The organism is Bacillus sp. SN1 (genome assembly GCF_002796895.1).
In the GTDB taxonomy this organism is placed as follows: domain Bacteria; phylum Bacillota; class Bacilli; order Bacillales; family Bacillaceae; genus Bacillus; species Bacillus inaquosorum.
Map to the genome: position 1 here is coordinate 47,926 of NZ_PHIE01000005.1, position 11,967 is coordinate 59,892.

Genomic DNA, 11,967 nt, shown 5'->3' on the forward strand with positions numbered 1-11,967 from the left:
GCCTTCCGTGAATATTGTGAAAAAAGAACTTTTATACGAAGGAAAAGCAAAAAAGATCTACAAAACCGATGACGAAAACACGCTGTATGTCGTGTATAAAGACTCCGCCACTGCCTTTAACGGCGAGAAAAAAGCAGAAATCAGCGGGAAAGGGCGCTTAAATAACGAGATTTCAAGCTTAATTTTCAAACACCTTCATGCTAAAGGCATTAACAATCACTTTATTGAGCGCATTTCGGAAACAGAGCAGCTCATTAAAAAGGTAACGATTGTGCCGCTTGAAGTCGTCGTCAGAAATGTTGTGGCAGGAAGCATGTCCAAACGTCTCGGCATTCCAGAAGGCACAGAGCTTGAACAGCCGATTATCGAGTTTTACTACAAGGATGACGCGCTGGGTGATCCGCTCATCACAGAAGATCATATTTGGCTCTTAAAAGCGGCGACTCCTGAACAGGTAGAAACCATTAAGTCCATTACAAAAACAGTAAACGAAGAGCTTCAAACCATTTTTGACGATTGTCATGTCAGATTAATAGATTTCAAGCTTGAATTCGGTCTAGATGCAGACGGGCAAGTGCTTTTGGCGGATGAAATTTCACCTGACACATGCCGCTTGTGGGATAAAGACACGAACGAAAAGCTGGACAAAGATTTATTCAGACGCAATCTGGGAAGCTTAACCGACGCATACGAAGAGATTTTCAAAAGACTGGGAGGCATTCATCATGTATAAAGTAAAAGTTTATGTCAGCTTAAAAGAAAGTGTACTAGATCCACAAGGGAGCGCTGTCCAGCATGCCTTGCACAGTATGACTTACAACGAGGTTCAAGATGTGCGCATCGGGAAATACATGGAGCTTACCATTGAAAAATCAGACCGTGATCTTGACGCGCTCGTAAAAGAAATGTGCGAAAAACTTCTTGCGAATACAGTGATTGAAGATTACAGATACGAGGTTGAGGAGGTAGTCGCACAGTGAAATTTGCGGTGATTGTGTTACCCGGCTCCAACTGTGATATCGATATGTATCATGCTGTAAAGGATGAGCTCGGCCATGAAGTGGAATACGTCTGGCATGAGGAAACAAGCCTTGACGGCTTCGACGGCGTGTTAATCCCGGGAGGATTTTCTTACGGCGATTACTTGAGATGCGGCGCTATCGCCCGATTTGCGAATATTATGCCAGCTGTCAAACAGGCGGCGGCTGAAGGAAAACCTGTTCTTGGCGTCTGCAACGGATTCCAGATTTTACAGGAGCTTGGCCTTCTGCCAGGCGCAATGAGACGCAACAAAGATTTGAAGTTCATTTGCCGTCCGGTTGAATTAATTGTGCAGAACGACAAAACATTATTCACATCTTCCTATGAAAAGGGACAATCGATTACCATCCCGGTTGCCCATGGTGAAGGAAATTTCTACTGTGATGATGAAACGCTTGCTTCATTGAAAGAAAACAATCAAATTGCTTTCACATACGGCTCCAATATTAACGGAAGTGTCAGTGACATTGCCGGTGTCGTGAATGAGAAAGGCAACGTATTAGGCATGATGCCTCACCCTGAGCGCGCGGTCGATGAACTGCTTGGAAGCGCCGACGGTCTTAAATTGTTTCAGTCTATCGTGAAAAATTGGAGGGAAACTCATGTCACTACTGCTTGAACCAAGTAAAGAACAAATAAAAGAAGAGAAACTGTATCAGCAAATGGGTGTCAGTGATGATGAGTTTGCATTGATTGAATCCATTCTTGGAAGATTGCCGAACTACACAGAAATCGGGATTTTTTCTGTCATGTGGTCAGAGCATTGCAGCTACAAAAACTCAAAGCCGATTCTGCGTAAATTCCCGACAAGCGGAGAGCGCGTGCTGCAAGGTCCGGGGGAAGGCGCCGGAATCGTTGATATCGGTGATAACCAAGCGGTTGTGTTCAAAATTGAATCACATAACCACCCATCAGCTCTCGAACCTTACCAAGGCGCTGCGACTGGCGTAGGCGGCATTATCCGTGACGTATTCTCAATGGGTGCCCGTCCAATCGCTGTATTGAACTCTCTTCGATTTGGTGAACTGACTTCACCGCGCGTGAAGTACTTGTTTGAAGAAGTAGTAGCGGGAATCGCCGGATACGGCAACTGTATCGGGATCCCGACAGTCGGCGGAGAAGTGCAGTTTGACAGCAGCTATGAAGGAAATCCGCTCGTCAACGCAATGTGCGTCGGATTAATTAATCATGAAGACATCAAAAAAGGCCAGGCGAAGGGTGTCGGCAACACAGTGATGTACGTAGGAGCGAAAACAGGGCGTGACGGAATCCACGGCGCTACGTTTGCTTCTGAAGAAATGTCTGATTCGTCTGAAGAAAAACGCTCTGCTGTTCAAGTGGGCGACCCGTTTATGGAGAAGCTTTTGCTTGAAGCATGTCTGGAAGTCATCCAATGTGATGCGTTAGTCGGCATTCAGGATATGGGAGCTGCCGGTTTAACAAGCTCAAGTGCCGAAATGGCAAGTAAAGCCGGTTCTGGTATTGAGATGAATCTTGACCTGATTCCTCAGCGTGAAACAGGCATGACCGCTTATGAAATGATGCTTTCTGAATCACAGGAACGGATGCTTTTGGTTATCGAACGCGGACGTGAGCAGGAAATCATCGATATTTTTGACAAGTACGATCTTGAAGCGGTTTCTGTCGGACGTGTGACAGATGATAAAATGCTTCGCTTGACACATAAAGGAGAGGTAGTGTGCGAGCTGCCTGTTGATGCCTTGGCAGAAGAAGCACCGGTTTACCACAAGCCTTCTCAAGAGCCTGCTTACTACCGCGAGTTTTTAGAGACAGACGTTCCGGCTCCTCAAATTGATGATGCCAATGAAACGCTGAAGGCCCTCCTCGAGCAGCCGACGATCGCAAGTAAAGAATGGGTTTACGATCAGTATGACTACATGGTGCGGACGAATACAGTTGTCGCTCCTGGGTCTGACGCAGGTGTTCTCAGAATCCGCGGAACGAAAAAGGCGCTGGCGATGACGACAGATTGTAACGCCCGTTATCTCTACCTTGATCCTGAAGTCGGCGGAAAAATCGCTGTCGCTGAAGCAGCACGCAACATCATTTGCTCAGGTGCAGAACCGCTTGCCGTCACAGATAACCTTAACTTCGGAAACCCGGAGAAACCGGAAATCTTCTGGCAGATCGAAAAAGCGGCTGACGGCATCAGTGAGGCGTGCAATGTTCTCAGCACACCGGTTATCGGCGGAAACGTATCGCTTTATAACGAATCAAACGGCACAGCGATCTACCCGACACCTGTTATCGGCATGGTCGGCTTAATTGAAGATACAGCACACATTACAACACAGCATTTCAAACAAGCGGGAGATCTCGTTTACGTGATCGGTGAAACAAAACCTGAGTTTGCTGGTAGTGAGCTGCAAAAAATGACAGAAGGCAGCATTTACGGCAAAGCGCCGCAAATCGATCTTGATGTAGAGCTGTCACGCCAAAGAGCACTGCTTGACGCGATTAAAAAAGGCTTCGTTCAATCTGCGCATGATGTGTCTGAAGGCGGCTTAGGCGTAGCGATTGCAGAAAGTGTCATGACGACGGAAAACCTTGGCGCAAACGTGACTGTTGAAGGAGAGGCAGCGTTATTATTCTCTGAATCTCAATCTCGCTTTGTTGTTTCTGTGAAAAAAGAACATCAAGCAGCGTTTGAAGCAGCGGTGAAAGAGGCGGTTCATATCGGTGAGGTAACAGCTGACGGACTTCTGGCGATTCAAAACCAAGACGGACAACAATTGATTCATGCGCAAACGAAAGAGCTTGAGCGCGCATGGAAAGGAGCTATCCCATGCTTGCTGAAATCAAAGGCTTAAATGAAGAATGCGGCGTTTTTGGGATTTGGGGACATGAAGAAGCCCCGCAAATCACATATTACGGCCTCCACAGCCTCCAGCACAGAGGACAGGAGGGCGCGGGAATTGTCGCAACTGACGGTGAAAAACTGACGGCGCACAAAGGCCAAGGCCTGATCACTGAAGTGTTTCAAAATGGCGAGCTCAGCAAAGTAAAGGGGAAAGGCGCAATCGGGCACGTTCGGTACGCGACGGCTGGAGGCGGCGGATATGAAAATGTTCAGCCGCTCCTCTTCCGGTCCCAAAACAACGGCAGCCTGGCGCTTGCCCATAACGGAAATCTTGTCAATGCCACTCAGCTGAAGCAGCAGCTTGAAAATCAAGGGAGCATTTTTCAGACCTCTTCGGACACAGAGGTTTTGGCTCACCTGATCAAAAGAAGCGGCCACTTCACGCTGAAGGATCAAATTAAAAACTCGCTTTCCATGCTGAAAGGCGCCTACGCGTTTCTGATCATGACCGAAACCGAAATGATTGTCGCGCTTGACCCGAACGGGCTTAGACCGCTTTCAATCGGAATGATGGGCGACGCTTATGTTGTCGCATCAGAAACATGCGCATTTGATGTGGTCGGCGCAACGTATCTTCGTGAGGTAGAACCGGGCGAAATGCTGATCATCAATGATGAAGGCATGAAATCAGAGCGTTTTTCCATGAATATCAACCGTTCCATTTGCAGCATGGAGTACATTTATTTCTCAAGGCCTGACAGCAACATTGACGGCATTAACGTGCACAGTGCGCGTAAAAACCTCGGAAAAATGCTGGCTCAGGAATCCGCAGTTGAAGCTGACGTCGTAACAGGGGTTCCGGATTCCAGTATTTCTGCGGCAATCGGCTATGCAGAAGCAACAGGCATCCCGTACGAGCTTGGCTTAATCAAAAACCGCTATGTAGGCAGAACGTTTATTCAGCCGTCTCAGGCTCTGCGTGAGCAAGGCGTTAGAATGAAGCTATCTGCGGTGCGCGGGGTTGTGGAAGGCAAACGCGTCGTCATGGTGGATGACTCTATCGTGCGAGGAACAACAAGCCGCCGGATTGTCACGATGCTCAGAGAAGCGGGTGCGACAGAGGTGCATGTCAAAATCAGTTCACCGCCAATCGCTCATCCGTGCTTTTACGGCATTGATACGTCCACACATGAAGAACTGATCGCGTCTTCCCATTCTGTTGAAGAAATCCGTCAGGAAATCGGAGCCGACACCCTCTCATTTTTGAGTGTGGAAGGGCTGCTGAAAGGCATTGGCAGAACATACGATGACTCTAATTGCGGACAGTGTCTCGCTTGCTTTACAGGGAAATATCCGACTGAAATTTACCAGGATACAGTGCTTCCTCATGTAAAAGAAGCGGTATTAACCAAATAAAACTTGAAAATGACATAAAGGCAGCGCAGTTCGGCTGCCTTTCTCATTCTGCCCTCGTTCGGGGAGATATTTTGAAAAGCGCCTTAAAGGAGTGAATAGGATGTCTGAAGCATATAAAAACGCAGGAGTTGACATCGAAGCCGGATATGAAGCTGTAAAACGAATGAAAAAACATGTGGAGCGTACAAAACGGCTTGGCGTTATGGGCAGCCTTGGCGGTTTTGGCGGCATGTTTGACCTGTCTGAGCTTTCTTATCAAAAACCTGTTTTAATTTCGGGAACGGACGGTGTCGGCACAAAATTAAAGCTCGCTTTTTCCATGGATAAGCATGACACGATTGGCGTGGACGCTGTTGCAATGTGTGTCAATGATGTGCTGGCACAAGGTGCAGAACCGCTGTTTTTCCTCGATTATTTAGCGGTCGGCAAAGCGGACCCTGTGAAAATTGAGCAGATCGTACAAGGTGTGGCAGACGGCTGTGAGCAGTCGGGTTCGGCCCTAGTTGGCGGCGAAACGGCTGAAATGCCGGGGCTATATACAGCTGATGAATACGATATTGCCGGTTTCTCAGTCGGAGTGGCGGAAAAGGACGAAATCGTGACTGGTGAAAACATCGGGGAGGGCCATCTTTTGATCGGCCTCAGCTCCAGCGGCCTTCACAGCAACGGATTTTCCCTTGTCAGAAAAGTGCTTTTGGATGATGCGGAGCTGGATCTTGATAAAACATACGAACCGTTTGACCGCCCCCTTGGCGAGGAGTTGCTTGAACCGACAAGAATTTATGTGAAGCCTGTGCTTGCGGCGGTGAAAAGCGGAAAAGTCGACGGCATGGCGCACGTGACAGGCGGAGGATTCATCGAAAATATCCCGCGCATGCTTCCAGAAGGTTTAAGTGCGGAAATCGATAACGGCTCATGGCCGATCCCGCCAATTTTCTCTTTCCTGCAAGAGTATGGCAAGCTGAAGGAAGAAGACATGTTCAACGTCTTTAATATGGGGATCGGCTTTGTTTTGGCAGTCAAAGAAGAGCATCTGACAGATGTGATCGGAACGCTTGAAAGCCAAGGCGAAAAAGCCTATTTGATCGGGCGTGTGAAACAAGGAGAAGGCGTCACATTCGGCGGTGCGGCACTTTCATGAAAAAGTTTGCGGTATTTGCATCCGGAAACGGTTCAAACTTCGAAGCCATCGTCACGCGTTTGAAAGAGGAGAACTGGGATGCGTCCGTATCGCTCCTCGTTTGCGACAAACCGGAGGCGAAAGTCATCGAACGGGCGGAAATGTTCCATATTCCATCCTTTGCATTTGAGCCGAAGTCTTATGAAAACAAGGCCGCATTTGAACGGGCCATTATTGAACAGCTTCGCCTTCATGACGTTGAATTGATTGTTCTTGCCGGCTATATGAGGCTGATCGGTGACACGCTGCTTCAGGCATACGGAGGAAAAATCATCAACATTCACCCGTCGCTTCTTCCCGCGTTTCCTGGGATTGACGCAGTCGGGCAGGCATACCGCGCGGGTGTGAAGGTTGCCGGGATCACCGTGCATTATGTCGATGAAGGAATGGATACAGGACCGATCATCGCTCAAAAGGCAATCGAAATTGACGAACATGATACATTGGAAACAATCGAACAGCGGATTCACAAGCTTGAGCATAAATGGTATCCGAGTGTGATTAAACAGCTATTAGGATTAAATAACAGAGGTGAAAAGGCATGACCATTAAACGTGCATTAATCAGTGTTTCAGATAAAACAAATCTCGTTCCTTTTGTAAAAGAATTGACAGAGCTTGGCGTTGAAGTCATTTCAACAGGCGGAACGAAAAAGCTTCTTCAAGAAAACGGTGTGAATGTCATCGGAATTTCAGAAGTGACAGGCTTTCCTGAAATTATGGACGGACGGCTAAAAACACTTCATCCGAATATTCATGGCGGTCTTCTGGCAGTTCGCGGCAATGAAGAGCATATGGCGCAGATCAATGAACACGGGATTCAGCCGATTGACCTCGTTGTCGTCAACCTTTATCCATTTAAAGAAACGATTTCTAAAGAAGATGTCACATATGAAGATGCGATTGAAAATATCGACATCGGCGGCCCGGGCATGCTGCGTGCAGCATCAAAAAACCATCAGGATGTGACGGTTATCGTTGATCCGGCGGATTACAGCCCAGTGCTGAATCAAATCAAAGAAGAAGGCGGCGTATCACTTCAGAAAAAACGCGAGCTGGCGGCAAAAGTATTCCGTCATACTGCGGCATATGATGCACTGATCGCTGACTATCTGACAGATGTTGTCGGTGAAAAAGAACCGGAACAATTCACTGTAACATTTGAGAAAAAACAATCGCTTCGCTACGGAGAGAACCCGCATCAGGAAGCAACATTCTACCAAAGCGCGCTTCCTGTTAAAGGATCTATTGCGCAAGCAGAACAGCTCCACGGAAAAGAGCTTTCTTACAACAACATTAAAGACGCGGATGCAGCAGTTCAAATCGTTCGTGAATTCACTGAACCGGCTGCGGTTGCCGTAAAGCATATGAATCCTTGCGGCGTAGGAACAGGAAAAACGATCGCAGAAGCGTTTGACAGAGCGTTTGAAGCAGATAAAACATCTATCTTCGGCGGCATTATCGCGCTGAACCGTGAAGTGGACAAAGCAACTGCAGAGGCGCTTCACAACATTTTCTTAGAAATCATCATTGCGCCTTCATTCAGCCAAGAAGCGCTTGACATCCTGACTGCGAAGAAAAACCTTCGTCTGCTGACGCTTGATGTGACAGCTGCCGTTCAAAAAGAAAAACAACTGACATCTGTTCAAGGCGGGCTGCTGATTCAAGATTTAGATATGCACGGCTTTGATGATGCAGAGATCAGCATCCCGACAAAAAGAGAGCCGAACGAGCAAGAGTGGGAAGACTTGAAGCTTGCTTGGAAAGTCGTGAAGCATGTGAAATCCAATGCGATCGTTCTCGCGAATGACAACATGACAGTCGGCGTGGGAGCAGGTCAAATGAACCGCGTCGGATCAGCGAAAATTGCCATTGAACAAGCAGGAGAAAAAGCGAAAGGCAGTGCGCTCGGTTCGGATGCATATTTCCCAATGCCGGATACTGTCGAAGAAGCGGCAAAAGCAGGCGTTACGGCTATCATTCAGCCAGGCGGATCGATCCGTGATGAGGATTCCATCAAAAAAGCGGATGAGTACGGCATTGCCATGGTATTCACCGGCATTAGACACTTCAAACATTAAGGGGATGAAAACGACGTGAATGTATTCATTATCGGTAAAGGCGGAAGAGAGCATACGCTGGCATGGAAGGTGGCGCAAAGCAGCCTCGTTGATACGGTATTTGCCGCTCCGGGAAATGACGGCATGGCAGCTTCCGCACAACTTGTAAACATTGAGGAGAGCGACCACGCCGGGCTTGTCTCGTTTGCAAAAGAAAATCAGGTCGGCCTGACCATTGTCGGCCCTGAGGTTCCTTTAATTGAAGGTCTGGTTGATGAATTCGAAAAAGCCAGTTTGCGTGTATTCGGCCCGTCAAAAGCCGCTGCGATCATCGAAGGAAGCAAACAGTTCGCTAAGGATTTAATGAAGAAATACGATATTCCGACCGCAGAATACGAGACGTTTACATCCTTTGAAGAGGCAAAGGCATATGTGCAGGAAAAAGGCGCTCCGATTGTCATAAAAGCGGATGGACTTGCGGCTGGAAAAGGCGTAACCGTTGCAATGACAGAGGAAGAAGCGATTGCATGTCTGCATGATTTTCTTGAGGATGAAAAGTTCGGTGATGCGAGCGCCTCTGTTGTCATTGAAGAATTTCTTTCCGGCGAAGAGTTTTCTCTTATGGCATTCGTCAAAGGAGAAAAGGTGTATCCAATGGTGATTGCCCAGGATCACAAACGAGCGTTTGACGGAGACAAAGGCCCGAATACGGGCGGAATGGGCGCTTACTCTCCAGTTCCGCAAATTTCGGAAGAAACCGTCCGCCATGCCGTAGAAACAATCGTCAAGCCCGCTGCAAAAGCAATGGTACAAGAAGGCCGTTCCTTCACTGGCGTTTTGTACGCGGGATTGATGCTCACTGAAACCGGCTCGAAGGTCATCGAATTTAATGCCCGCTTTGGCGATCCGGAAACACAGGTCGTACTTCCGCGCATGGAATCTGATCTGGTACAAGTGCTTCTTGATCTTTTAGAAAATAAGGAAGTTGACTTGAAATGGAAGGATACTGCGGCAGTGAGTGTTGTGCTTGCTTCAGAAGGGTACCCGGAAAGCTACGCAAAAGGCACGCCGATCGGCAGCCTTGCAGCGGAAACTGAGCAGGTTGTGGTCTTCCATGCCGGAACGAAAGCAGAAGGTGGAGAGTTCGTCACAAACGGCGGCCGCGTCGCCAATGTGACTGCTTTTGATGACACGTTTGAAGCGGCGAGAGACCGAGTGTACAAAGCCGTTGATGAGATCATCAAGCCGGGACTCTTTTTCAGAAAAGACATTGGGGCACGCGCTTTAAAAGCTGCCCAAAAATAAAATGTAGAAAACCCGCAGATTAAGCTGCGGGTTTTTTTATACAAAAGCGGGGTGGTGAGCGGAAGAAGAAAGCACAACCAGCGTAGTCGGTTTTCCGTGGGCCATCGAAGCGTCAATAAAATCTTCAAGCGTATGTACCGATTCTGTCACTACTTTTGTCACATAGCTGTACATCCCTGTAATACGGTGGTTCTCTGCCACATCCGGGTGCGCTGCAGCAAAGGCGGCATAGTGTTTGCAGCTTTTCGGCTCCATCAGGATAAAAGCCGTTACGTGCTTGTTTAGTTTTTCGTAACAGATATTCGCGCTGTAGCCGGTAATCACTCCTCTGTCTTCCAGCTTCCTGACACGTTCCGCCGCGCTTGGCGAGCTGAGTCCGACAAGCTTTCCCAGCTCAACCATCGTTAGTCTGCCATTTTGCTGCAAATGCGAGAGAATTTGAAGGTCTGTATCGTCCATTTGTCTGGCTCCTTTACATGTTTAAGCAAATTCGTGAAAATTCCTTTTATCATAAGGTGATGCTGTTGATTTAACTTAATTGTAGCATATGGATGCCGTCTTATTTTTCCTATAATAAAGCCATCAACGGAAGAGGAGGCATCATGTTGCCAGAATTGCAGCGTTCTATCACTTGGATTCAAGGGACGGCATTAACGATTGGGGCCGTTTTAGGCTGCGGGATATTAATCCTGCCGTCTGTCACTGCTGACGCAGCCGGTCCCGCTTCTTTATTTGTTTGGGTGTTCATGTCTTTCTTATCTTTTCTTCTCGTCGGCACACTGGCCCGGCTTGTAAAAATAGCGCCCAGCGCGGGAGGAATCACGGCTTATGTGCAGCTGGCTTTTCAGAAAAAAGCCGGAGCGATTTTGGGCTGGATCATGTTAGGGTCCGTTCCGATCGGCGTTCCTGTCATCGCTTTGACTGGCGCGCATTACGCCAGTTACGTCACAGAGGCTTCGGATTGGCAGATTACTTTAATTGCAGGTTTCATGCTGGCTGTCTCCATTTTGCTTCATATAAGAGGCATTCAACTATCTGCAAACATCAGTACACTCGTCATTTGTGTCATCGTATTTCTGCTTGTCGCTTCTATTGCCGTGTCATTGCCTCACGTCAGGATAGCAGAATTTAAGCCGTTACTTCCGCATGGCTGGTCTGCCGCAGGGGCTGTTTCTGTTATGATTTTTTTCTCTTTTGTAGGCTGGGAAATGATTACCCCATTGGCTGAGGAATTTCATCGCCCTGAGAAAGATGTCCCGCTCAGCTTGTTCTTGGCAGCGGCTTGTGTAGCAGGGCTGTATATCATGCTGTCTTTTGTGACGATAGGGACTCATTCCTATGGAGAGAATGGAGAAATCGCATCGCTTGCGATGCTTATCTCAAAAGGAGCCGGGGAAAGCGGAGTATATGTAACGGTATGTTTAGCACTGTTTATTACATTCGCCACCATTCACGCCAATATTGCGGGTTTTTCCAGAATGGTATACGCATTAGCGAGAGAGGGGCACATCCCCGTATATTTCGGGAAACTCAGTGAGACAAAACATACGCCTATCCGTGTATTGACAGTGCTGGCCGCAGTGTTTGGCTTAGTGCTTGCGGCGCATGGCTTGTTTCAAATCGATTTGACGGCTCTGTTAAAAGGGCCGAGTGCGGCATTCATTGCCTCTTACATATGTACAATGGCAGCAGCACTAAAACTGCTGAAATGGAGAGATTCAGGCTGGTGGATGGCGCTCGGGGCGTTTGTGGCGTGCGCAGTGATTTACACGTTCAGCGGCTGGGCACTCCTTTATCCGGTAGCCTTGGCAGCCGCAGGGTATCTCTATATGAAGACAACGGGATGTCATGAGAAAAAGCTTGATCATGTTTTGTGATCAAGCTTTACCGTTTATCTGTCTTGATGCTCTTGTTCGTTATTTCCAAAAGCGCCGTTTTGAAACATGTAGGTCACAGGGCAGAAGCGCAAGATTCCCGAACCTGCTTTCAAGGCCCCCATAAAGATGTAAAAGAGGTGCATTCTGCACCAAGGCTTTTTCGTAAACTTTGCGCTGGCGGCTGACATAATCGTCAGTCCGCAGGCGATTCTGAAGACGGCATTGATGAGACTGATGTTTGGCTTCATGGAAATCCGCTCCTTTTTAC

General features: G+C 48.0%; 12 protein-coding genes. 10 read left to right on the plus strand and 2 right to left on the minus strand.

Features of this window, described 5'->3' with window-relative positions:
* Positions 1 to 7 precede the first annotated feature (7 nt).
* The 9 genes from purC to purD all read left to right on the plus strand — a co-directional run bounded on the left by purC (position 8) and on the right by purD (position 9,822).
* Complete coding sequence (gene purC / locus CVV77_RS16810; protein WP_004397718.1) at positions 8 to 733, plus strand: phosphoribosylaminoimidazolesuccinocarboxamide synthase; 726 nt, start codon at positions 8 to 10, stop codon at positions 731 to 733.
* Positions 726 to 980, plus strand: coding sequence for a phosphoribosylformylglycinamidine synthase subunit PurS (purS, locus tag CVV77_RS16815; protein WP_003155758.1), 255 nt, complete (start codon positions 726 to 728; stop codon positions 978 to 980). Before purC ends, purS begins: the two co-directional genes overlap by 8 nt.
* Positions 977 to 1,660 (plus strand): phosphoribosylformylglycinamidine synthase subunit PurQ, encoded by a 684-nt coding sequence (purQ, locus tag CVV77_RS16820; RefSeq protein ID WP_004397716.1) that lies wholly within the window; start codon positions 977 to 979, stop codon positions 1,658 to 1,660. The genes purS and purQ overlap by 4 nt, the downstream gene beginning before the upstream one ends.
* Positions 1,644 to 3,872, plus strand: coding sequence for a phosphoribosylformylglycinamidine synthase subunit PurL (purL, locus tag CVV77_RS16825; RefSeq protein WP_100275975.1), 2,229 nt, complete (start codon positions 1,644 to 1,646; stop codon positions 3,870 to 3,872). Before purQ ends, purL begins: the two co-directional genes overlap by 17 nt.
* Positions 3,848 to 5,278 carry an amidophosphoribosyltransferase gene (gene purF, locus CVV77_RS16830; RefSeq protein ID WP_060398068.1) on the plus strand — a complete coding sequence of 477 codons (1,431 nt, stop codon included), beginning with the start codon at positions 3,848 to 3,850 and terminating at the stop codon, positions 5,276 to 5,278. The genes purL and purF overlap by 25 nt, the downstream gene beginning before the upstream one ends.
* Positions 5,279 to 5,378: 100 nt before the next feature.
* On the plus strand, positions 5,379 to 6,419 hold the full coding sequence (gene purM / locus CVV77_RS16835) for a phosphoribosylformylglycinamidine cyclo-ligase (RefSeq protein WP_088111416.1): 1,041 nt from the start codon (positions 5,379 to 5,381) through the stop codon (positions 6,417 to 6,419).
* Positions 6,416 to 7,003 (plus strand): phosphoribosylglycinamide formyltransferase, encoded by a 588-nt coding sequence (gene purN / locus CVV77_RS16840; RefSeq protein ID WP_088111415.1) that lies wholly within the window; start codon positions 6,416 to 6,418, stop codon positions 7,001 to 7,003. Before purM ends, purN begins: the two co-directional genes overlap by 4 nt.
* The gene (gene purH / locus CVV77_RS16845; RefSeq protein ID WP_100275976.1) at positions 7,000 to 8,538 is read left to right on the plus strand and encodes a bifunctional phosphoribosylaminoimidazolecarboxamide formyltransferase/IMP cyclohydrolase; all 1,539 of its coding nucleotides are present in this window, start codon (positions 7,000 to 7,002) and stop codon (positions 8,536 to 8,538) included. The genes purN and purH overlap by 4 nt, the downstream gene beginning before the upstream one ends.
* A 15-nt stretch (positions 8,539 to 8,553) precedes the next feature.
* Entirely contained in the window at positions 8,554 to 9,822 is a 1,269-nt protein-coding gene (purD, locus tag CVV77_RS16850) for a phosphoribosylamine--glycine ligase (RefSeq protein WP_100275977.1), read from the plus strand.
* A 36-nt stretch (positions 9,823 to 9,858) separates the two neighbouring features.
* Here purD and CVV77_RS16855 read toward each other — a convergent pair whose 3' ends face one another.
* Positions 9,859 to 10,281 (minus strand): Lrp/AsnC family transcriptional regulator, encoded by a 423-nt coding sequence (locus CVV77_RS16855; RefSeq protein WP_088111412.1) that lies wholly within the window; start codon positions 10,279 to 10,281, stop codon positions 9,859 to 9,861.
* A gap of 143 nt (positions 10,282 to 10,424) precedes the next feature.
* On the opposite strand from CVV77_RS16855, the gene CVV77_RS16860 reads away from it, so the two are divergent.
* Entirely contained in the window at positions 10,425 to 11,699 is a 1,275-nt protein-coding gene (locus tag CVV77_RS16860) for an APC family permease (RefSeq protein ID WP_100276112.1), read from the plus strand.
* A gap of 14 nt (positions 11,700 to 11,713) precedes the next feature.
* Here the strand turns inward: CVV77_RS16860 and CVV77_RS16865 are convergent, their stop codons facing one another.
* Positions 11,714 to 11,947, minus strand: a complete 234-nt coding sequence (locus CVV77_RS16865; RefSeq protein ID WP_019257673.1) for a YgaP family membrane protein — start codon at positions 11,945 to 11,947, stop codon at positions 11,714 to 11,716.
* Positions 11,948 to 11,967 lie beyond the last annotated feature (20 nt).